15 protein-coding genes, 2 tRNA genes and 2 pseudogenes are annotated in these 22,210 nt (G+C 66.9%); 14 read left to right on the top strand and 5 right to left on the bottom strand.

Going from position 1 to position 22,210, the window contains the following annotated elements:
- Window positions 1-56 precede the first annotated feature (56 nt).
- The 3 genes from J7J50_RS18450 to J7J50_RS18440 all read left to right on the top strand — a co-directional run bounded on the left by J7J50_RS18450 (window position 57) and on the right by J7J50_RS18440 (window position 4,916).
- Window positions 57-2,093 carry a TonB-dependent receptor gene (locus tag J7J50_RS18450; RefSeq protein ID WP_215060988.1) on the top strand — a complete coding sequence of 679 codons (2,037 nt, stop codon included), beginning with the start codon at window positions 57-59 and terminating at the stop codon, window positions 2,091-2,093.
- A gap of 35 nt (window positions 2,094-2,128) precedes the next feature.
- On the top strand, window positions 2,129-3,274 hold the full coding sequence (locus tag J7J50_RS18445; RefSeq protein WP_215060994.1) for a heparan-alpha-glucosaminide N-acetyltransferase domain-containing protein: 1,146 nt from the start codon (window positions 2,129-2,131) through the stop codon (window positions 3,272-3,274).
- A 229-nt stretch (window positions 3,275-3,503) separates the two neighbouring features.
- Entirely contained in the window at window positions 3,504-4,916 is a 1,413-nt protein-coding gene (locus tag J7J50_RS18440; RefSeq protein WP_215060986.1) for an amino acid permease, read from the top strand.
- Between the two features lie 18 nt (window positions 4,917-4,934).
- Here J7J50_RS18440 and J7J50_RS18435 read toward each other — a convergent pair whose 3' ends face one another.
- A complete protein-coding gene (locus J7J50_RS18435) occupies window positions 4,935-5,264 on the bottom strand; it encodes a hypothetical protein (protein ID WP_215060984.1) in 330 nt (109 codons plus the stop codon).
- A gap of 320 nt (window positions 5,265-5,584) precedes the next feature.
- Here J7J50_RS18435 and J7J50_RS24900 point away from each other — a divergent pair.
- From J7J50_RS24900 to J7J50_RS18420, 3 genes and pseudogenes are all read left to right on the top strand, one after another.
- Window positions 5,585-5,805: pseudogene (locus J7J50_RS24900) on the top strand (arginase family protein); the annotation flags it as partial.
- Window positions 5,806-6,365: 560 nt separating this feature from the next.
- Window positions 6,366-8,894, top strand: coding sequence for a TonB-dependent receptor (locus J7J50_RS18425; protein WP_215060983.1), 2,529 nt, complete (start codon window positions 6,366-6,368; stop codon window positions 8,892-8,894).
- A 331-nt stretch (window positions 8,895-9,225) separates the two neighbouring features.
- The gene (locus J7J50_RS18420; protein ID WP_215060981.1) at window positions 9,226-9,726 is read left to right on the top strand and encodes a CinA family protein; all 501 of its coding nucleotides are present in this window, start codon (window positions 9,226-9,228) and stop codon (window positions 9,724-9,726) included.
- A gap of 44 nt (window positions 9,727-9,770) precedes the next feature.
- Here J7J50_RS18420 and J7J50_RS18415 read toward each other — a convergent pair whose 3' ends face one another.
- Window positions 9,771-10,712, bottom strand: coding sequence for a helix-turn-helix domain-containing GNAT family N-acetyltransferase (locus tag J7J50_RS18415; RefSeq protein ID WP_215060978.1), 942 nt, complete (start codon window positions 10,710-10,712; stop codon window positions 9,771-9,773).
- A gap of 115 nt (window positions 10,713-10,827) precedes the next feature.
- Between J7J50_RS18415 and lexA the strand changes: the two genes are divergently transcribed.
- From lexA to J7J50_RS18375, 8 genes and pseudogenes are all read left to right on the top strand, one after another.
- Entirely contained in the window at window positions 10,828-11,478 is a 651-nt protein-coding gene (gene lexA / locus J7J50_RS18410; RefSeq protein WP_057943460.1) for a transcriptional repressor LexA, read from the top strand.
- A gap of 267 nt (window positions 11,479-11,745) precedes the next feature.
- Window positions 11,746-12,771: a recombinase RecA gene (recA, locus tag J7J50_RS18405; protein WP_215060976.1), complete on the top strand. Its 1,026-nt coding sequence runs from the start codon at window positions 11,746-11,748 to the stop codon at window positions 12,769-12,771.
- A gap of 685 nt (window positions 12,772-13,456) precedes the next feature.
- Window positions 13,457-13,921 (top strand): annotated as a pseudogene (recX, locus tag J7J50_RS24895) (recombination regulator RecX); the annotation flags it as partial.
- A 165-nt stretch (window positions 13,922-14,086) separates the two neighbouring features.
- Entirely contained in the window at window positions 14,087-16,720 is a 2,634-nt protein-coding gene (gene alaS / locus J7J50_RS18395; RefSeq protein ID WP_215060974.1) for an alanine--tRNA ligase, read from the top strand.
- Window positions 16,721-16,864: 144 nt separating this feature from the next.
- The gene (gene csrA, locus J7J50_RS18390) at window positions 16,865-17,068 is read left to right on the top strand and encodes a carbon storage regulator CsrA (RefSeq protein ID WP_036111509.1); all 204 of its coding nucleotides are present in this window, start codon (window positions 16,865-16,867) and stop codon (window positions 17,066-17,068) included.
- Window positions 17,069-17,146: 78 nt separating this feature from the next.
- A tRNA-Ser gene (locus J7J50_RS18385) sits at window positions 17,147-17,239 on the top strand.
- 130 nt (window positions 17,240-17,369) lie between these two features.
- Window positions 17,370-17,446: transfer RNA gene (locus J7J50_RS18380), tRNA-Arg, on the top strand.
- 302 nt (window positions 17,447-17,748) lie between these two features.
- Window positions 17,749-18,096, top strand: a complete 348-nt coding sequence (locus J7J50_RS18375) for a DUF6717 family protein (RefSeq protein WP_215060972.1) — start codon at window positions 17,749-17,751, stop codon at window positions 18,094-18,096.
- Window positions 18,097-18,222: 126 nt separating this feature from the next.
- On the opposite strand, the gene J7J50_RS18370 is transcribed toward J7J50_RS18375, so the two are convergent.
- The 3 genes from J7J50_RS18370 to J7J50_RS18360 form a co-directional block, all read right to left on the bottom strand.
- The gene (locus J7J50_RS18370) at window positions 18,223-18,951 is read right to left on the bottom strand and encodes a response regulator (protein WP_215060970.1); all 729 of its coding nucleotides are present in this window, start codon (window positions 18,949-18,951) and stop codon (window positions 18,223-18,225) included.
- Window positions 18,948-21,659: a sensor histidine kinase KdpD gene (locus J7J50_RS18365; RefSeq protein WP_215060968.1), complete on the bottom strand. Its 2,712-nt coding sequence runs from the start codon at window positions 21,657-21,659 to the stop codon at window positions 18,948-18,950. Before J7J50_RS18365 ends, J7J50_RS18370 begins: the two co-directional genes overlap by 4 nt.
- Window positions 21,656-22,210: hypothetical protein (locus tag J7J50_RS18360; protein ID WP_215097532.1), on the bottom strand; the 555-nt coding region annotated here is incomplete at its 5' end. The genes J7J50_RS18360 and J7J50_RS18365, both read right to left, overlap by 4 nt.

Raw genomic sequence — 22,210 nt, 5'->3', positions numbered from 1 at the left:
CAGCCTGCCTCCCAACCATCGTCTGAGTACCTGTTCCAGTGAGATTCCTCCTTTGCATGCCGGTCCTCCTGGCCGGCCAATGTGCGACCTTTGCCCAGGCGCAGGCCCCGTCCAGCGATTCCGCCATCACCTTGGGCAATGTCGAGGTCCGGCATGCCGCCAAGGGGCCGCTGCAGGCCCATAGCGTGCTGACCTCGGTAGATGTCATGGGGCGCGACAAGGTGGAGGACAAGAACGTCCTCAACAGCTGGGAACTGCTGGGGCAGATGCCCGGGGTGCAGCTGACCGAAACGCGCCAGGGCGCGGAGTCTGGCAAGGCCACGTTCCGCGCCTTCAACGGCGAGGGTTACATCAACGGCATCAAGACCTTGATCGACGGCATTCCCAGCAACGTCAACAGCGGCAACCAGCGCTTCATCGACATGGTGTTCCCGCTGGAAGTGGAATACATCGAAGTCGTGCGCGGCACGAACGACCCGCGCTACGGGCTGCACAACATCGGCGGCAACCTCAACTTCGCCACGCGGCAGGGCGGCGATTACCTGGAGAGCCGCCTGACCTACGGAAGCTTCGACACCCGCGAAGGGCAGGTGGCCTTCGGCAAGGAAGGCGGTGGCTTCGCCCAGAACTACTTCGTCGGAATCCAGGCCTCGGACGGCTACCGGGATCACGATACCTCGCGCAAGCACACCCTGTCGGGCAAGTGGTTCTACACCAGCGACGATCAGGCGCTGCGCGCGGGTTTGATCGCTCGCTCCTACCACCACGAGGCCGATGAACCCGGGTTCCTCACCGCCAGGCAGATCGCCGCAGACCGCCATCAGTCGCCGGCCAAAAACGCCAACGATGGCGACGACCGCGACATGTGGCAGCTCAGCGCCCATGTCGATCTGGCCTTGAGCGACCGGCTCAGCCTGAGTACCAAGCTATACGCCAACAGCTACCGCGACGATCGCAAGGTGACCTTCAGCGACTACCCCGTCGGCAACGCGCCGCGGCAACGCCGCCAATGGGATGAAAAACAGCTCGGCTGGATCGGTTCGGTCACCTGGATCGCCAGCGACTGGATCACGCTGGAAGCCGGCGCCAACATCGAGCAGCAGGACAACGAATACCGGCGCTACCGCTATGGCTTCAACATCCCGACCGAGTTCGACGCCGCGCCGGCGCGCGTCCAGAACGACGACCGCTACACCCTCGACAACCTGGGCGGCTACGTCCAGGCGGTGCTTCGGCCATTCGAGGCGTTGAAGGTGGTGCCGGCTTACCGCGTGGACCGATTCTCGGGCGACACGCAGTTGCCGGGCGGTGTGAGCGCGCCGCTGCAGCGCTATGGCTGGATCCGGCAGCCCAAACTCAGCGTCGTCTATGCGATCGGGCCCAAGGCCAACATTTACGCCAACTGGGGGCGGACGTTCCAGGTTCTGACCGGTTCCACCGCGCCCGCCTACCTTAGCCAGGGGCAACAGACCTACCGGCCCTCGATCAACACCGGCAGCGAGCTCGGGCTGAAGTTCAAGCCCGCGCCGGGGGCCGAGGCGCGGCTGGCGGTATGGCGGCAGGATGCGACCGACGAGGTCGCCAACATGCCCGCCACCGGCACCTCGGTCGGGCTGGGGCAGACCCGCCGGCAAGGCCTGGACCTGCAAGTGTCGTCGCGAGTCCGCGAGCGCTGGACGCTGTGGGCCTCGCACGCGTTGCAGGAAGCGAAAGTCGTCAGCGCCTACACCGTCGGCGGCGTACCGTTGGCCGGCAAGGAGGTGTTCGCCACGCCGCGCTGCATCAGCAACCTCGGCGCGGATTACCAGTGGAACGACCGGCTCAAGCTGGGTCTGCAGGCCCGCATGCAGGGCGACTACTACATCGAAGAGCTCAACCGGCAGGGAAAATACGGCGGTTACAAGGTGCTGGACGTCAACGCCCGCTACCAGGCCTCCGAGCGGCTCAGCGTGGACTTCCAGATCAAGAACCTGGCCAACCAACGCTACGAGTACGTCTGGTACGACAACTTCTTCTGGGGCGGTAACGACCAGGCCATGTTCTCGGCGGCGCCGGGACGCTCGGCTTACTTGTCCTTGAACTTCAAGATGTGATCGTGGCCGCGTCGTCTGCTGTCCCTGCGGGTTCCATAACCGGTGCGCCGAGCCAACGGTTGCCCGCGATCGATATCCTGCGCGGCGTGGTCATGCTGCTGATGCTGCTCGACCACGTGCGCGAGACCTTCTTCTTCCACCATCAGGTCAGCGACCCCATGGACGTCGGATCGGTGGAGCCGGCGCTGTTTGTGACACGGATGCTGGCCCATCTATGCGCGCCGGCGTTCGTGTTCCTCACTGGAATGTCGGCGTTCCTGTACGGTCGCAAGCAACCGGCCCCGCGGCGCGCGGCCAGCGAGTTCCTGTTGCAGCGCGGCGCGCTCCTGATCGTGCTGGAGCTGAGCGTGGTCAACTTCGCCTGGACCGCGGAATTCCCGCCCAGCGTGGTCTACCTTCAGGTCATCTGGGCGATCGGCATCAGCATGGTGGCGCTGGCGGCGCTGCTTTGGCTGCCGCGGCCGTGGTTGCTGGCAATCGGCGCGGCGTTGGTGGCGGGTCACAATCTTCTGGACGGCTACCAAGGCGGCGCGCCCGGTCCCGCGCACACGCTGTGGCTGATCCTCCACGAGCGCGGCTGGTTCGAGATCGCCGGCGTTCGGTTGCGGACCTCGTATCCGGTCCTGCCGTGGATCGGCGTGATCGCGTTGGGCTACGTCGCGGGCGCCTGGTACGCCTCGGCCGGCGACGCCGCGAGGCGGCGCGGGCTCGCGATGGCCGGACTGCTCTTGCTGGCGGGCTTCTTCGCCGTGCGGGGTGTTAACGCCTATGGCGACGCGCCGTGGCGGTGGGGCGACAGCCTGGCCGCGACCGCGATGAGCTTCTTCAACGTGACCAAATACCCGCCGTCGCTGCAATTCGTGTTGCTGACGCTGGGCGTGGGCGCTTGCCTGCTGTGCCTGTTCGAGCGGCCCAGGATCGCTCGCGCGTTACTGCCGCTGGCGACTTTCGGCGCCGCGCCGATGTTCTTCTATCTGGTCCACCTGTACCTGTTGAAAGCGCTGTATCTCGTCTCGCTGTGGTCGTGGGGCCCTAGTCAAGGCGCCGTGTTCGGCGTCGGCACGGTGACCGCCGTGTGGGGCATTACCGCCGTTGTCGCGCTGGCGCTGTGGCTGCCCACGCAGGCGTTTGCCAGACTGAAAGCACGACGTCGTGACTGGGCCTGGCTACGGTATCTGTGATCGCATCCTTCCAGGAACAGGCAAGGCCGGCGCAAGGGTAGTGCTTACCGGGCGCAGAGGCCGTTCCACAAAAACCGTCCTGCATCGCCGGCATCTGCGCCGCCTTTGTGCGGACTTCCGCGCCCCAGCAGGGGAACCGTCGCTATTCCGCGTTCGCCGGCCGGTGCCAGCATTCGGGGCCGGCAGGCGCGTCGCGGGGGCGACGGCCGCCACCACAGCGGGAGACGCAATGAGCCTTGTCGCGCGCATGAGCCGACGCAAGTCGGTAGAGCTGTTGCAGGCCGAAGCAATGACGCGCGGCGAATTGAGGCGGGTGTTGGGCCTGTGGCATCTCACCGCGATCGGCCTGGGCGGGATCATCGGCGTGGGCATCTTCGTATTGACCGGCACGGTCGCGGCCGGAACCGCCGGGCCGGCGGTGGTGCTGTCGTTCGTCCTGGCCGGCATCGCCAGCGCAGCGGCGGCGCTGTGCTACGCCGAGTTCGCCGGGCTGATCCCGGTGTCGGGCAGCGCCTACACCTACGGCTATGCGGTGCTGGGCGAATTCGCCGGCTGGCTGATCGGCTGGGATCTGTTGCTGGAGTTCGCCTTGATCGCCGCGGTGGTGGCGGTGGGCTGGTCCGGCTACGTGCAGGCCTTGCTCGACGCCGCCGGCGTGAACCTGCCGCTGTGGGCGCAGGGCGGCTGGTTCGGCGGCAAGACCGGGCAGGTAGTGAATGTGCCGGCGGTGTTCGTGTCGCTGGCGATCACCGCGCTGCTGGCGTTCCAGACCGAATGGGGCGCGCGCTTCAACACCGTGGTGGTGGCGATCAAGATCGGCGCGGCCGTGCTGATCATCGTGGCCGGCGTGGCCTACGTCGATCCCGCGCGCTGGCAGCCGTTCATGCCGTTCGGCGTCGGCGGCGTGGTGGCCGGCGCCTCGATCGTGTTCTTCGCCGTGTTCGGTTACGAAATGATGACCACCGCGGCCGAGGAAGCGATCGACCCGCAACGCGATCTGCCGCGCGCGGTGGTGCTGTCGCTGGCGATCGCGATGACCTTGTACGTCGGCATCTGCCTGGTGCTGACCGGGATCGTCTCGTATACCACGCTGGGCAACGACGCGCCGGTCGCGAACGCGTTCGCCGCGATCGGCCTGCCCAAGGTCATGGTCGCGATCTCGCTGGCGTCGATCTGCGGCATCACCAGCGTCATCTTCGCCAATCTGCTGGCGGGCGCGCGGATCTGGTTCGCGCTCGCGCGCGACGGCCTGCTGCCGGCCTGGTTCGGGCAGGCGCATCCGCGTTGGCGCACGCCGTGGCGCACGACCTGGCTGATCGGCGCGGTCGCGGCGGTCGCGGCCGGGCTGTTCTCGCTGGAAGAACTGGCCAAGCTGGTCAACATCGGGGTGTTGTGCGCGTTCGTGGTGATCTGCAGCGCGGTGCTGGTGCTGCGCTACCGCGCGCCGGAACTGCCGCGGCCGTTCCGCACGCCGTGGTCGCCGCTGGTGCCGCTGATCGGCATCGGGTTCTCGTTGTGGCTGATCTCGGGCCTGCCGTACATCACCTTCGAGCGCTTCGCGATCTGGCTGCTGATCGGCTGCGCGGTCTATTTCGGCTACGGCATCCGCCACAGCAAGCTGGCGCGGGCGCCGGCGGGCTGAGCGGGGCGCCGCCGCGGGTCAGCGGCTGCGCGTGTTGTTGCTCGATTCCGGCCGCGGCGCCGGCCGCGCGAGCGCCGGCGTCGGCGCCGGTTTGTCGGCGCGCTTGGCTTGCGGCGTCGCGCATTCGGCAGGCTTTGCTGCCGCGGCCGCATCGAAGTCGGCCACGGCGGTGAGTTGCGGAGGCTCGGCCGCGCCCGGGCCGCGCACCTGGCACGAGGGCATGAACGCGGCCGCGAGCACGCACGCTCCCGCGATCAACGCAGCCGCAGACGGAGGCGTAAGCGCTACGCCGAGGGTCGTTTTCATGGAGTCCCGAGTCAAACTGCCGCGCTGGGCGGCGATGCGCACTTAGGCGCTAATCGTTATGTGTTGCTGTCGGCAAGCCGCACCGGTCCGCCTTGGTCCGTCTGGCGTTAACCCGGTCACGCTGCGCGGCATTGTCACGATACTGCAGCGTGTGGCGCCAGCTAGTAGTAACCCTAGCAACACTGCCGCGCGAATGCGAGGGCCGCTGTTGCGAGTTTGTGTTTTTGCGGGACGAACGCCGCGGATGCGGGGACGAGTCGCGGGCCAAGGTGGCGATGTGCGCGGGTGGATGCGCGCTGGGTCCGACACTGCGCGATCGACGTCCCGTGGACATCGGCGGACGCAGGCATGCGATGGCGGCGGACTTCCTTGATCCCGGCATCGCGCCGGGCGTCGGCACCGTGGTCGCGGGCGGGCCCAACTATCGCGAGGCGTAGTTGGCGATGGAGATGATCGTCGAGAGCGGGCGGGGTCGCTGGACATCGTCGAGCTCGATTCGATCCTGGATCGCGATAACGGCACTGCGTTGGTGGCGATCAATCTGGTGGAGAGTCTGTTCGGGAAATCGACTCTGGTTCGGGATTGGGTGGGGCGGCTGAAAGAGTCGCTGACGAAACCGCGTCTTCTCCCTCTCCCTCACCCCAGCCCTCTTCCCGAGGGAAGTCGCCTTGGGTGGCAAGCGGGAGAGAGGCTGTTCGACGCTTCTGTCGTTCACGTAGCTTGACTGGCGGCCCGATCCGATGGCTCGCGATTGCGCGCTCGCGATCATCACGAATAGACCTCGTTGCCTATACGAACAAGCGAACTCGCGCCGCTTCGATCGATGCTGCCTACAGGCAGCTAAAACCCGAACGTTCGTTCGTTTATCCCGCCGAATTCGCCAGCGCAATTACTTGCCGACACAAAGGTGTTGCGACGCCGCATGACGTGTGCCGTCGTCATGCTAATTTCCGGACGCACATTCGATACCCGCCTCGCACATCAAGGCCGCATCGCGCGTGGATTGCGTATGCGACCTGGACGCCTGGCGCGGCGCGTGCCGGATGGGAACCGGACACAGGCAGGCCGCATCACCGTCATCGCATCGCAGACATCGAAGTCCGAACGTTTTCGACGAAACGTTTTCACATGGGGGAATACCAGATGATCGCTCGCTCGCCGGGTCGCAAGTCCTTGTCCTTGGCCATCGCGTTCGGCTTGGCCGCATTCGCTTCGCAGGCGCAGGCGCAACAAGCCGCCGCGCCGCCGCAGGAAGAGGAAGCCAAGACGCTCGCCGGTCTGACCGTCACCGCGCAAAAACGCGAGGAGGCGATGCAGGACGTGCCGATCTCGATCACCGCCTTGCCCGAGCAACTGCTGCGCGACACCGGCGTGCGCGACGTCAAGGACGTGCAACTGCTGGTGCCGGGCCTGACCGTCAGCAGCACCCAGAGCGAAGTGCAGACGGTGGCGCGCATCCGCGGCATCGGCACGGTCGGCGACAACGCCGGTCTGGAATCCTCCGTCGGCGTGGTCATCGACGGCGTGTACCGCCCGCGCAACGGCGTGGGCTTCGGCGACCTGGGCGAGATCGAGCGCATCGAAGTGCTCAAGGGCCCGCAGGGTACGGTGTTCGGCAAGAACACTTCGGCCGGCGTGATCAACGTGATCACCCGCCGCCCGAGCTACGACACCACGGTCGAGGGCGAACTCACCATCGGCAACTACGGCGCGCTCGGCGCGGCCGGTTCGCTCAACACCACGATCGGCGAGAACGCCGCGTTCCGCATCTACGGCGCCAAGCGCAAGCGCGACGGCTTCACCGATGTCGAAGTCGGCCGCGGCCCGCGCGGCGAGCGCGAGGACGGCGACCAGAACTTCCACACCTTGCGCGGCCAGTTGTTGCTGGAGCCGACCGAGAACCTCGACATCAACCTGATCGCGGATTTCACCAGCCGCGAAGAAAACTGCTGCGTCGGCCTGACCACGGTGCGCGGGCCGACTTCGGCGATCGTCAACGGCCTGGTCGGCGGCATCGGCGTGGCGCCGGTGGCCGACCCGTTCGCGCGCCGCGCCTGGAGCAACCGCCCGACCACGCAGGACATCAAGGACAAGGGCGTTTCCGCCGAAGTCAACTGGATCACGCCGTGGTTCGGCGGCGCCACCCTGACCTCGATCACCGCCTCGCGCGATTGGCAGGCGATCAACGGCCTGGACTTCGATTTCACCACCGCCGACATGATCTACCGCGACGCCGATCCGGACGAATCGTTCACCGGCTTCAAGCAGTTCAGCCAGGAATTCCGCCTGACCGGCGCGACCAACAAGCTCGACTGGATGGTCGGGCTGTTCTATGCCGACGAAGACCTCGAGCGCAACGACTCCTACAGCCTGGGCGCGCACTACGAGCCGTATCTGTCCACCGCCGTGCTGAGCCAGATCGCCGCGCGTTTCCCGGCCGGCATGGTCAACACCGCCAACGCCGCGACCTTCCTGTCGCAGGCGGCGGGGCGTCCGTTCGGCAGCAGCTTCGGCGGCCTCGGCGCGCTCGACCGTTATCAGCAGAACAGCAAGAGCGTGGCCTTGTTCACGAACAACACCTGGCACGCGACCGATCAGCTCGATATCACCGTGGGCCTGCGCTACACCAAGGAAAACAAGGAACTCGACTCGGTCTACAGCAATCCCAACGGCGGCCTGGGCTGCGGCGCGGCGCTGTCGAACCCGGCGCGGGTCGGCCAGGCGCTGGCCGCGCGCGGCGTGCCGGTCGCCGCGCTCGGTGCGCTGGTGCCGCAGGTGGTCGGCTTCATGTGCCTGCCGTGGGCCAACACCTTGCACAACGGCCGGGTGACCAATCAGGAACGCGACGAGAAGGAATGGTCGGGCACGCTCAAGGCCGCGTACCGCTGGAACGAGCACGTGATGGGCTACGCCTCGGCCGCGCGCGGCTACAAGGCCGGCGGTTTCAATCTCGATCGCGTGCAGTCCTCCAACGGCCTGTCGGCGGGCACCGCCGGCATCGCCCCGGTCAACGACACCTCGTTCCCGGGCGAGTTCGTCGATAGCTATGAGGTGGGCGCCAAGACCACCTGGGCCGGCGGCAACCTGTTGCTCAACGCGACCTTGTTCCACCAGACCTACACCGACTTCCAGCTCAACAGCTTCCTCGGCACCAGCTTCGTGGTGCGTTCGATTCCGGAAGTGGTGTCGCAGGGCATCGACACCGAAATCCTCTGGCAGACCGGCCTCAAGGGCCTGATGCTGCAGGGCGGCGTGATGTACGCCGACACCAAGTACGGCGACGATCCCTTGCCCGACGCCGACCTGGCCAAGCTGCCCGGCGCGCGCGCGAGCTTCGCGCCGTTGTGGTCGGCCTCGGCATCGGTGACGTATCAGTGGGATTTCGGTTCCGACCTGATCGGCCGCTTCAACATCGGCGCGAAGTATTCCTCCGACTACAACACCGGTTCCGATCTCGACCCGGAGAAGTCGCAGGACGCTTACACCGTGGTCAACGCGCGTCTGGGCTTCGGCGCCAAGAACCGGCGTTGGATGATCGAGGCCTGGGCGATGAATCTGTTCGACGAGGAATACAAGCAAGTCGGCTTCGATGCGCCGCTGCAGACCGGTTCGTGGAATGCCTTCCTCGGTGCGCCGCGTACTTATGGCATGACCTTCCGGGTGATGTACTGAGGCTTGGGGACCGGCGATGCTCCCGCCGCCGCGCATGCGGCATGGCGGGAGCGGGGCAGGCGAATCCTTCGCGGAGTTTCGTCGGGCGCGGCAGGGGTGGCGCAGGTCCACGCTCGTCATCCCCGCGAAGGCGGGGGTCCAGGGCTTTGTCGCGACGAAGCTTTCGGGTGGAGACGCGGTCGTCTGAAGTCAGGCGGCATCGCTCCCGATTGGTTGGCGACCCGGCCAGGGCTGGCCGCCCTGGCGTTCGCGGATGCGCGAGCCCGTGGCTCGCAAGCGCATCCGCTCACTCAGCAAAGCCGCGCCGCCTTCGCCCGTTATAGTGGGCGCCATGACCGTAGACGCCTCCGACATCGCCTTGCAGCGCCTCGCCCAGCAGATCGGCGAGGACGCCCGCCTCAATCACCACATGCTGGTCACCGCCGAAAGCTGCACCGGCGGCTGGATCGCCAAGACCCTGACCGATATCGCCGGTTCCTCGGCCTGGTTCGAGTGCGGGCTGGTCGCGTACAGCTACGAGGCCAAGCAGGCCCTGCTCAGCGTGCGGCCGCAGACGCTGGAACAGTTCGGCGCGGTCAGCCGCGAGACCGTGATCGAAATGGTCTCCGGCGCCCTGGCCAATACCGGCGCGACCATCGGCGTCGCGGTGACCGGCATCGCCGGACCCGGCGGCGGCACCGAGGACAAGCCGGTCGGCACGGTCTGGATCGCCTGGAAGCGCCGCGGCGGCTATCCGCGCGCGGAAGTTTTCCACTTCGACGGCGATCGCGAGGCGGTGCGCCGCCAGACCGTGGCCGCGGCCTTGATGGGCATGCAGGCGCTGGCCGCCTGAGCCCGCCCGCGAGATTCGGCGCGCCTCGAAAGCGCGCGCCGCGATCAATCCAGCTCGCGCGTCCACACCTGCCCGACCAGATCGTGGCCGAAGCTGTGGTGGCGCTCTTCCTCGATCAGCTTGAAGCCGCAGTCTTCGTAAATCCGCCGCGCCGAGGTCAACAGATCGTTGGTCCACAGCAGCATGCGCCGGTAGCCGGCCGCGCGGGCGAATTCGATGCAGGTCTGCACCAGCCTGCGACCGACACCGAGTCCGCGCGCGCGCGGATCGACCAACAGGCAGCGCAGTTGCGCGGTATCGGCATCGTCCTCGTTGCGCACCACGAACACGCAGCCGATGCGTTCGCCGTCCAGCTCGGCGATCCAGCAGCGCTCGCGCTCGGGATCGTGCGCTGCGGCGAAGCGCGCGAACAGGCCCGCCACCAGCGCTTCGAAATCGCCGTTCCAACCGTATTCGTCCGCGTACAGGCGGCCGTGGCGTTCGATCGCCCAGCCGATGTCGCCGATCCGGTGCGTGCGGATCCGCACCCGCTGCGTCGCCGGCAGCGTCTGCGGCGACAGCGCGAGTTCGGCTTCTCCGATCGCGCGCAGCAGGCGGTCGCGCTCTAGCGGCGACAACGCCGCCAGCATCGCCGCGGTGGCCTCGTGCGAACTGCGGTCGAGCAGGGCGAAGGCCTCGCGGCCCTTGGCCGACAGGGTCAGCACGAAGCTGCGCGCGTCGAGCTCGGAGCGGGTTTTCTCGACCAGGCCGGCGTCGGCGAAGGTCTGCAGGATTCGGCTCAGATAACCCGGGTCCAGGCCCAGCGTGTCGCCGATGTCGCGCGCCGCGACCGGTTCGCGCTGGGCCAGTTCGAACAACACCCGCGCCTGGGTCAGCGGAAAGCGGCTGTCCAGCAAGTCCTCGTGCAGCACGCCGATACGCCGGGTGTAGAACCGGTTGAAGGCACGGATGGCGTCCACTTCGGCGGTTTCGATATCGCTGGCCATGGCGGCGTCTCGATAGGGCAGAGCCGCAGATTCGGATAACTGTTTGACTATGTCAAATAAATTTCCGCCTCAACGGCCTTGCCGTCACGGGTCGTTAGTAGTAATACTACTAACCATGAATCTGACCGACACCCAGCAAGCCATCCTCGCGCTGATCGCGGAACGGATCGATGCCGAGGGCATCCCGCCGTCCCAGACCGAGATCGCCAAGGCCCTGGGCTTCAAGGGCGTGCGCGCCGCGCAGTACCACCTCGACGCACTCGAGGCGGCCGGCGCGATCGAGCGCACCCCCGGCCGGGCCCGCGGCATCCGCGTCCTGCAGCCGCCGCAGCAGGCGCAGCGCGAGCTCGGCCTGGTCTCGGCCAACGACGAGGAAGCGATCCGCCTGCCGGTGCTGGGCCGGGTCGCCGCCGGTTCGCCGATCGGCTCGGGCGCCGGCGTCGAGCCGGACAACTACGTGCTGCTCGACCGCAACATGTTCTTCCCGTCGCCGGACTACCTGCTCAAGGTCAAGGGCGACTCGATGCGCGACGAGGGCATCTTCGACGGCGACCTGATCGGCGTGCACCGCACCCACGACGCGCGCTCGGGCCAGATCGTGGTCGCGCGCATCGACGATGAAATCACCGTCAAGCTGCTCAAGATCGGCAAGGACCGCATCCGTCTTCTGCCGCGCAATCCCGATTACGCGCCGATCGAGGTGCAGCCCGATCAGGACTTCGCGATCGAAGGCCTGTACTGCGGCCTGGTCCGGCCCAATCGCTGAATCATGGGGCGCGCAAAGGCCAACGTCGATCGTTACGGCTCGGTGCGCGCCTGCGCGCCCGTACACGCCGCGCAAGCGGCATTGCAAGGCCTGGATGAGTCGATTTCCGCCTCGATTTCGAGGAAAAATCCGACCCCCGCGCAGGCCGTGCCCCGGCTTACCGCCACGGTGGCGGGCGATAATTTAGGTCCAGGCGCGACGGTCTCAGTCTCTGCGATGCGCGTCCTCTAACTTCCCCTCACCACGACAGACTTAAGGAATACAGCGATGGACGAGAACAAAAAGCGCGCGCTTGCGGCCGCCCTGGGCCAGATCGAAAAGCAATTCGGCAAGGGCTCGGTGATGCGCATGGGCGACCGCGCGGTCGAAGCCACCGAGGTCATCGGCACCGGCTCGCTGATGCTCGACATCGCGCTGGGTATCGGCGGCCTGCCCAAGGGGCGCGTGGTCGAGATCTACGGCCCGGAATCCTCCGGCAAGACCACGCTGACCCTGCAGGCCATCGCCCAGTGCCAGAAGAACGGCGGCACCGCCGCGTTCATCGACGCCGAACACGCGCTCGATCCCATCTACGCCGCCAAGCTCGGCGTCAACGTCGATGATCTGCTGCTGTCGCAGCCCGACACCGGCGAGCAGGCGCTGGAAATCGCCGACATGCTGGTGCGTTCGGCCGCGGTCGATATCGTCGTCATCGACTCGGTCGCCGCGCTGACCCCCAAGGCCGAAATCGAAGGCGAAATGGGCGACCAGCTGCCCGGCCTGCAGGCCCGTCTGATGAGCCAGGCGCTGCGCAAGCTGACCGGCAACATCAAGCGCTCCGGCACCCTGGTGGTCTTCATCAACCAGCTGCGCATGAAGATCGGCGTGATGATGCCGGGCCAGAGCCCGGAAGTGACCACCGGCGGCAACGCTCTGAAGTTCTACGCCTCGGTGCGCCTGGACATCCGCCGCATCGGCGCGATCAAGAAGGGCGACGAGATCATCGGCAACCAGACCAAGATCAAGGTCGTCAAGAACAAGCTCGCCCCGCCGTTCAAGCAGGTCGTCACGGAAATCCTCTACGGCGAAGGCATCTCGCGCGAAGGCGAGCTGATCGACATGGGCGTGGAAGCCAAGCTGGTCGAGAAGTCCGGCGCCTGGTACAGCTGCGGCGATGAGCGCATCGGCCAGGGTAAGGAAAACGCGCGCCAGTACCTCAAGGAAAACCCCGAGGTCGCCACGCGCCTGGAAGCGCAACTGCGCGAGAAGTTCGTCCCCAACGACGCACCGCGCGAAGAGGCCGCCGAGGACTGATCCTCGCCGGCACGGTCAGATGAGTTCCGATCGGGATGACGGACGGCGCCATGGTGGTGGCGCCGACGGCACGGCCGGGCAGGGCGATGAGCCCTCGCCCGGCCGTAGCGGTGCGTATCTCGATGAATTGCGCGCGCGGATGCGTGCGATCGAAAGCAACGTCAAGGCGGCGGCTTCGCTTCGCGATGAAGCCGGCCGCGACGGCGACCCGGGCAGCCGCGCGAGTCGGGCGGCCCGATCCGACGAGGCCGAGGCCGGCACAGCTGCCGGCGCCGGAACCGAAGACGATGAAACATCGTCAGCGTTCGAGGCGGAAGCCGGGCGCAGGCCGCGTCGCTCCGGCCTGGGCGGCGGCGGCTTCGGCCAGCGCCGAAACCGCCCGAAGCGGCCCGGGTACGGCTCGGAGGTGAACGAGTCAGAAGACGAGCCCAAACGAAGCCACGCATCTTCAGGGCGGGACGCCACGGCGCGACCGAGGTGGCCGGCTACTTGGCCGCACCGGCCGGGCTCCCGCGATGCCGAAGATGAATCGCCGAGACCAACAGGAGCGGGCGAGGGGCCGACAAACGCCGGCGGACCGGCTGCGCCCGAGCCGCAACCCGGCCCGGATTCCGACGCCGAGGCTGCTTTCGACAACGACTACACCCCGTTATTCGACGAAAGTCTAAGCGACTCCTCCCGCGGTTCGCGCCGGCGGGGGGCGCGCGAGCAGACTGCGACCCAGCGCGCCTTGGGCCTGCTGACCCGGCGCGAGCATTCGCGCAAGGAACTGACCCGGAAACTGACCTCGCGCGGGCTCGATCGCGAGGAGGTCGTAGCGGCCGTCGATCGGCTCGCTGATGCCGGCTGGCAGAACGACGCCCGCTTCGCCGAGAGCATGATTCGCAGCCGCGCCGGCAACGGCTACGGCCCGGTGCATATTCGCGCCGAGCTGGCCATGCACGGTCTGGACAGTCAGATCGTCACCGAGGCGCTGCAGAACTACGAAGGCGATTGGCTCGACAATGCCCGCGAATTGGCCCGCAGGCGCTACGGCGAGGGCTATTTTCTGGACCCGGCATTGCGCCGAAAGGCCGCGGATCTGCTGATACGGCGCGGCTTCGACGGCGAAACCGTGCGTAATGCCAGTCGTTCCTGCGCCGAGGACTGAACGGCTGGGCATATTTGCCGCGTAGCCTTGCGCATAAAGTCCCCGGGCCTGCTAGGCTACGCGGCTTTCGGGTTCCCGGGTTGCCTGTTCCAGTCGATGCCCCCATCGTGGTGGCATGGGTTCGGTCGAGCGGTCCGCTCCCGACCAGGCGACTATCTCCCAGGCATGAAGACCACCACTGAAATCCGCAGCGATTTCCTCGAGTTTTTTCGGGGCAAGGGCCACACCATCGTGCCGTCGGCACCGTTGGTGCCGGCTAACGACCCGACCTTGTTGTTCACCAACTCGGGCATGGTGCAATTCAAGAACGTATTCCTCGGCAGCGAGAAGCCGGGCTACGTGCGCGCGGCCGACGTGCAGCGCTGCCTGCGTGCCGGCGGCAAGCACAACGACCTCGATCAGGTCGGCTATACCGCGCGTCACCACACCTTCTTCGAAATGCTCGGCAACTGGTCCTTCGGCGATTACTTCAAGGACGACGCCATCACCTGGGCCTGGGAACTGCTGACCCAGGTGTGGGGCCTTCCGGCCGAACGCCTGCTGGTCACGGTCTACCACACCGACGACGAAGCCTTCGATCTTTGGAACAAGAAGATCGGCGTGCCGGCCGAACGCATCGTGCGCATCGGCGACAACAAGGGCGCGCCGTTCGCGTCGGACAATTTCTGGCAGATGGCCGACACCGGCCCCTGCGGCCCGTGCACGGAAATCTTCTACGACCACGGCGCGCACATCGCCGGCGGCCCGCCGGGTTCGCCCGACGAGGACGGCGATCGCTTCATCGAAATCTGGAACCTGGTGTTCATGCAGTTCGACCGCCAGCCCAACGGCACGCTGCTGCCGTTGCCGGCGCCGTGCGTGGACACCGGCATGGGCCTGGAACGTCTGGCGGCGGTGCTGCAGGGCGTGCACGGCAACTACGAGATCGACCTGTTCCGCCATCTGATCGCGGCCGCGGCCAAGGCCACCGGCACCGCCGATCTGGAAAACAAATCGCTGCGCGTTATCGCCGATCACATCCGCGCGTGTTCGTTCCTGATCGTGGACGGCGTGCTGCCGTCCAACGACGGCCGCGGCTACGTGCTGCGCCGGATCATCCGCCGCGCGCTGCGCCATGGCTGGATGCTCGGCCAGAAGGGCCCGTTCTTCCACAAGCTGGTCAAGGCGCTGGTCGAAGTGATGGGCGACGCTTATCCGGAGCTGGCCGCCAAGCGCGAATTCGTCGAAGCCGCGCTGGCCGCCGAGGAAGAGCGCTTCGCCGCGACGCTGGATTCGGGCATGCGCATCTTCGACGAGATCGCGACGCGCTCGCACGGCGCCATCGCCGGCACCGACGCGTTCAAGCTCTACGACACCTACGGCTTCCCGGCCGACCTGACCGCCGACATCGCCCGCGAGCGCGGCCTGTCGGTGGACATGGCCGGCTTCGAAGTCGAAATGGAAAAGCAGCGCATCATCGCGCGCAAGGCCGGCAAGTTCGGCAACGCGACCACGATGCCGGCCGAACTGGCCGCGCAGCTGGCGCCGACCGAATTCCTCGGCTACGACCACCTCACCGAAGGCGGCCTGCAAGTCGTGGCGCTGCTGCGCGACGGCGCGCCGGTCGAACAGCTCGACGCCGGCGACGAAGGCGTGGTCATCCTCGACCGCACCCCGTTCTACGCCGAAAGCGGCGGTCAGGTCGGCGACACCGGCGAGCTCGACGAAGCCGGCACCCGTTTCGTGGTCGGCGATACGCAGAAGTTCGCCGGCCAGTTCCACGGCCACATCGGCACGCTCACCGCCGGCAGCCTCAAGCGCGGCGACCGCGTCCTGGGCGCCGTGGACGAAGCCCGCCGCTCGGCGATCGTGCTCAACCATTCGGCGACCCACCTGCTGCACGCGGCCCTGCGCCGCCTGCTCGGCGACCACGTGACCCAGAAGGGCTCGCTGGTCGCTCCGGACCGCCTGCGTTTCGACTTCTCGCACTTCAACCCGCTGACCGACGCCGAGCTCGCCCAGATCGAGCGCCAGGTCAACAGCGACGTGCGCCGTAACTACCAAGCCGAAGTCCACCAGATGGGCATGCAGGAAGCCATCGACTTCGGCGCCATGGCGCTGTTCGGCGAGAAGTACGGCGACCGCGTGCGCGTGCTGCGCATGGGCGAGGCCTCGACCGAACTGTGCGGCGGCACCCACGTGTCACGCACCGGCGACATCGGCCTGTTCAAGATCGTGGCCGAGAGCGGCGTCCAGGCCGGCGTGCGCCGGATCGAGGCGCTGACCGGACAGGGCGCGCTGGACTATGTGGCCGAAGAGGAGCAGCGCCTGGAGCAGGCCGCGCGCCTTCTCGGCGGCAACGCCGGCGATGTGGCCGACAAGCTGCGCGCGCTGCTGGACCGGCAGAAGAAGCTCGAACGCGAGTTGGAATCGATTAAAGCCAAGGCCGCTTCCGGCGCCGCCTCCGACCTGGTCGCCTCGGCGGCCCAGATCGGCGCGGTCAAGCTGATAGCGACCCGGCTGGAAGGGTTTGACGCCAAGGCGTTGCGCGAGGCGGTGGACAGCCTCAAGCAGCAGCTTGGCGACGCGGTGATCGTGCTGGCGGGCGCCAGCGACGGTAAGGCGGCCTTGGTCGCTGGAGTGAACGGAAGCGCGGCTGGCAAGGTCAAGGCGGGGGAACTCCTCGCTCACGTGGCCAGTCAGATCAACGGTAAAGGCGGCGGCCGTCCGGATATGGCGCAGGGCGGAGGCGATGACGGCCCGGCCCTGATCCAGGCTCTGGCGGGCGTTGCGCACTGGGTTGAGAGTAAGCTTGTCTGAATGGCGAACAGTGACCTCTATCGCTTGCGACCTAGTTTGACCGGTCGCTAAGATGGTTCACGTTTGTGTACAAATTGAAGCATTCTTCCTGATGGAAAAGAATGCCAACGCCGGTACTACGGTCCCGGCTCGAGGAGGTTTTCAATGCTGATCCTGACGCGTCGCGTCGGCGAAACCCTGATGATTGGCGACTCGGTGACCGTCACCGTGCTCGGCGTCAAGGGGAACCAGGTGCGTATCGGTATTACCGCACCGAAAGATGTCGCGGTCCATCGCGAGGAGATTTATCAGCGCATCCAGCGAGGCGAGGACGCGTCGGACGATTCTGGCAAAAACGCCGGCGGCTGATAAAAAAAGTTTGTCGCAAGCGTTGCCGTAAAACGGGTGAGCCGTTATGCTTCCCGCCCGCATTGCTTCAATAGATGCGGAGAGTTGCCCGAGAGGCTGAAGGGGCTCCCCTGCTAAGGGAGTATAGGGTCAAAAGCTCTATCGAGGGTTCGAATCCCTCACTCTCCGCCAGTTACAAATGGAAGCCGCCAATGGCGGCTTTTCTTTGCTGATTGTCGGTTTGGCGGTATCGATGATCAGCAAAAAAGAGTTTGAAAAATGTTGACGATGCGCTGATTAATCGTCATAATTTTCCAACTAGGCGCCCGTAGCTCAGCTGGATAGAGCACCAGGCTACGAACTTGGGGGTCGGAGGTTCGAATCCTTCCGGGCGCGCCACTACAAAGAAAGCCGGCAATCGAAAGATTGCCGGCTTTTTCTTTGCGTGTTTTGTTTGTCTTGTTCGCGCGGCGCGAAGTGGCCGATCCGATGGTGTGTATCGGCGTTCGCTCGAATGCAAAGCGCATCGGTCAACGACGCACGGCGCAGGTGTCGAGTTCCGGATGCCGTCGCGGCCGCTGCGCGAATACGCCGGCTCCAATCTCCGGGTTCATCCGGCGCACGCGCCACCGGCCCGAACCGATGCCTTGCGCACGCGCTTGCCAACATAGTCCCGGCCTTTCTGGCCAAAGGATCTCGCCATGAACGCCATCGTCGCGATTCATCCGTACAAAACCCACGGCATGTGGGTGTTCGACGACCTCGCGGTCGGACTGCGCGAGGAGCCGTTCGTCTCCGGCGCCGACACGATCATCGATCACATGGTCGCCGGCATCGACGGCGCCCAGAACGGCTTCACCCTGCTGTTCTCGACCCACCCGTTTCCGGGCTATCAGTTGCAACTGGACTGGCAGCGCGCCGACCTCAGCGGCAACTGGTATCGCAGCGAATCGATCGGCATGGAAGGCTGGCTGTGCCCGGCCTTGCTCAAGTACTTCGATGCGCCGCCGCCGACGCTGTACGCGCAATTCCGCGCCAAGGCCGCGTAAAGCATGTAGTCGCGCACGAACGCTCGGCGCGCTCGTGCGCGCCACGGATTGAGCGGCCGATACGCGATCGTGAATTGAAGCGGCCGCCCAGGCGCGTGCGCCGCACGCGCCGGTCGAACCCCGCTTTCAGCGCGTCTCGATGAAACGCAGCCCCACGCCCGGCTCGGTGGCGATGTAGCGTGGCGCCGCGGCGTCGTCGCCGAGCTTGTGGCGCAGCTTGCCGACCAGGATGCGCAGGTAATGCGTGTCCTCCTGATGCGTCGGCCCCCACAGCTCGCGCAGCAGTTGCGGCTGAGTGACGACGCGTCCGGCGTGCTGGAACAGCATCGCCAGCAGCGCGTACTCCTTGCGCGCGAGCACCACCGGCTCGCCGTGCAGATGCACCTCGCGCCGCGCCAGGTCGATGCGCAGATGGCCGTCGTCGAACACCGGCAGGGTCTCGCCCTGCGGGCCGTGCGCGCGCAGCAGGGCGCGCACGCGCGCCATCAGCTCCTGCACGCCGAAGGGCTTGGTCACGTAGTCGTTGGCGCCGCCATCGAGCGCGGCGACCTTTTCCGATTCGCTGGAACGCACGGTCAACAGGATCACCGGCACTCCCGACCACTGGCGCAGCTCGCGCAGCACGTCGTGGCCGTCGCGATCGGGCAGGCCCAGGTCCAGGATCACCAGGTCGGCGCCGCGCGTGGCCAGCGTTTCCAGGCCGCCGTTGCCGTTCTCGGCCAGCTCGACCGCATAACCCTGGGCGCGCAGGGCGATGTCGAGAAACTTGCGGATCTGCGGCTCGTCGTCGATCACCAGCACGCGCGCGGGCGGCGCGGCCTGCGGGTGCGAATGCGGAGCGTGGTCCTCGGTCATGGCGCGGCGGCGGGCTCGGGTTCGATAGGCGGCAGGGTAATGCGGATCGTGGTGCCGCGGCGACCCTGCGCATCGGGCTGGCCGGGGAGGGCGACGACGTTGCCGCCGTGCGCGCCGATCATGCCCTGGCAGATCGCCAGCCCCAGGCCGGTGCCCTGGCGGCCGCGATCGCCGCGCTCGACGCTGTAGAACATGTCGAAGATGCGCGCGCGCTCGTCCTCGGGAATGCCCGGGCCGCGATCGCTGACGTCGATGCGCAGCACCTGCTCGGGCTGGGCGCCGGGCTCGTTATCGACCCGGCGCGCGTCGATGCTCACCGGCGTGTCGGGCGGGGAGAACTTCACCGCGTTCTCGATCACGTTGAACAGCGCTTGCTCGATCAGCGCCGGATGCACCCAGATCGGGCCGAGTTCGGGCTGCAGCCGCACCTCGAAGCGCGCGCCGGGTTCGTAGCGCTGCAGGCGCGTGACCGCCGAGCCGATCAACTCGTCCACGCCGATCCAGTCGCGATTGAGCGCCAGCCCGCCGTGGCCCAGCCGGGTCATGTCGAGCAGATTCTGGATGTAGCGATCCAGCCGTTCGCCTTCGATGCGGATGGTTTCCAGCAAGGCATGGCGATCCTCGCGCGGCATCGCCTCGGCGTAGTTGTCCAGGCTGCTGGCGGCACCGATGATCGAAGCCAGCGGCGAGCGCAGATCGTGCGAGACCGAGGACAGCAGCGCCGAGCGCAGGCGTTCGGTTTCGCCGCTGACGCGCGAATCTTCCAGATCGGCGACCAGGCGGGTGCGCAGCACCGCCTGGGCGACGTCGTCGGTCATCGCTTCGGCCAGCCGGCGTTGCTCGGCGCCCAGTCGCGTCAACGACGGCGCGAACCGCAGTCCCACCACGCCCGCGGCCGGCGCGTCGGCGTTGCTGCCTTTCAACGGCAACAGCCACCAATCCGATCCGGCCAAGGTATCGGTGTAGCGGCCAGCGGGCTGGCGATGCTTCAGGCTCCAGTCGGCGGCGGCGCGATCTTTGTCGTTCATCTCCGGCAACTGCTCGCCGCGCAGCGGCGCGTCGCCGATGTAGACGAAAGCTTCCACGCCCAGCGAGCGCTTGAGCGCGTTGCGCCCGGCGCGCACGACCTGGCCGACGTCGGCGGCGGTGGACAATTCGCGGCCGAGGCTTTGCAGCTCGGTCGCGTGCGCGTTGGACGCGCGCAAGGCCAGCACCTGCATGCGCAACTTCGAGGCCAAGCGTCCGGCGACCAGCGCCGCGGCCAGGAACAGCATCACCGTGGCCACGCCCTGGCGCGCGCCGATCAGCAGGGTGAAGCGCGGCTCGATGAAGAAGAAGTTGTACGCGAGAAAGCACAGCACCGAGGCGATCACCGCCGCGGTCATGCGCGTGCGCGCGGCGACCACGACCACCGCGACGATGAAGATCAGCGACAGATCGCCCAGGCCGATCCAGCGCTCGGCGACCCAGGCCAGGGCGGTGGCGAGGGTGGCGGCGACCACCGCCAGCGCCGCGTCGCTGCGATTGAGCAGACCGCGCAGGCGTCCGCCGCTGTCGCGCATCGACCGCCGCGCCTTCGCGCGCGCTTCCGGCGTGCTGACGATGGTCAGTTCGTAGTGCGCGCCGCGCTGGATCAGCTGCTGGGTCAGGGTGCGATTGATCATGCGCGCGAGCGGCCGCTCGCGGGTGCGGCCGAGCACGATGGTCGATACGCCGGCGCGTTCGCCGTGATCGAGCAGGGCATCGACGATGCTGTTGCCGTGCAGCACCACCGCCTCGCCGCCGAGCCGGCGGGCGAGGGCGAAGGCGCGGTCGAGTTCGGATTGGCGCGCCTCGTCGGGCGCGCCGCCGGTGTGGACGGTGACCACGATCCACGGCGAATCGCGGCGTTCGGCGATGCGGCGCGCCACCCGCACCAGGTATTCGGACTGGCCGAGCCCGTCGATGGCGACCATCACCGCGCGCCGCAGCGGCACGCCGGGCAGGCCGCGCGCGGTCTGGGCCTCGCGCAGGTCGCTATCGACGCGATCGGCGGCGGTCTGCATCGCCAGTTCGCGCAGCGCGGTCAGGTTCGAGGGCGAGAAGAACGCCTGCAGCGCGTGCGCGGCCTGTTCGGGCACGTAGACCTTGCCCTGTTGCAGACGCTCGATCAGTTCGCGCGGCGGCAGATCGACCAGGACGATGTCGCGCAGGCGGTCGAACAGCGCATCGGGCACGGTTTCGCTGACGCGCACGCCGGTGATGCGGTGGATGACGTCGTTGAGGCTTTCCAGGTGCTGGATGTTGATGGTGGTGTAGACGTCGATGCCGGCGTCGAGCAGTTCCAGCACATCCTGCCAGCGCCGTTCGTGGCGGCTGCCGGGGGCGTTGCGGTGGGCGAGTTCATCGACCAGCGCGACCTTGGGCTTGCGCGCGAGCACGGCGTCGAGGTCCATTTCCTCGAGCGTGCGGCCCTGATAGTCCAGGCGTTTGCGTGGGAGCACGTCGAGGCCTTCGACCAGGGCCGAGGTTTCGGCGCGGCCGTGGGTTTCGACGATGGCGACGACGACGTCGATGCCGCGGCGCTGCAGTTCGCGGGCGCGGCCGAGCATGGTGTAGGTCTTGCCGACGCCGGGCGCGGCGCCGAGGAAGATCGTCAACCGCCCGGCGCCCTGGCGTTGCAGTTCGCCCATGAGGGCATCGGCTTGGGCGCTGCGGGGGTCGGTCATGCGGGAATTGTGCGCTGGGTGGGTGATGGGTGTGTAGTGGTGTGGGCTGGCGGGTTTTTTGGCCCGGAGCGGGCGCGCCATTGCTCTTGGTTCGGCTCGGCTTTTTGCCGTTGCGCTGGTGTCGCACTGTCATTGCCTAACCGCTGTTGCCCTGCAGCCGTTGCCCTACAGCCGTTGCCTTGCTGCTGTTGCTCCACCGCTTTTGCTTTAACGCTGTCGCCTTGATGCCATTGCTCCATCGTTGTTGCTGTTGCTGTTGTTGTTGCCGGGCGCCGCCTGTAACTCGCGAGACCGAAGGACACCCGGAGGGCGGCGCACAAGGACGTGCGCCGGGTGCCACCTTGGGCAGGATGCCCAATGTGGCACCTGCCTGCGCAAGCATCGCACTCGTGGCTTTTGATTCGAAACAGCCTAAAGCCCTTTCTTTGGTTACTTTCTTTGTGGCTTCGGACAAAGAAAGTGACCCGCCGCTTCATGGCGGAAGCTTTACGCGTTTGATCTGCTTTTAGCGTTTGATCTTTGGTGGCGTTATCGCCAACGCCACCAAGGCC

Origin of the sequence: Lysobacter sp. ISL-50, assembly GCF_018612875.1 — a bacterium.
GTDB lineage: Bacteria > Pseudomonadota > Gammaproteobacteria > Xanthomonadales > Xanthomonadaceae > Lysobacter.
Note: the sequence above shows the minus strand (reverse complement) of the source record. Positions and strands in the feature narration are given on the sequence as shown.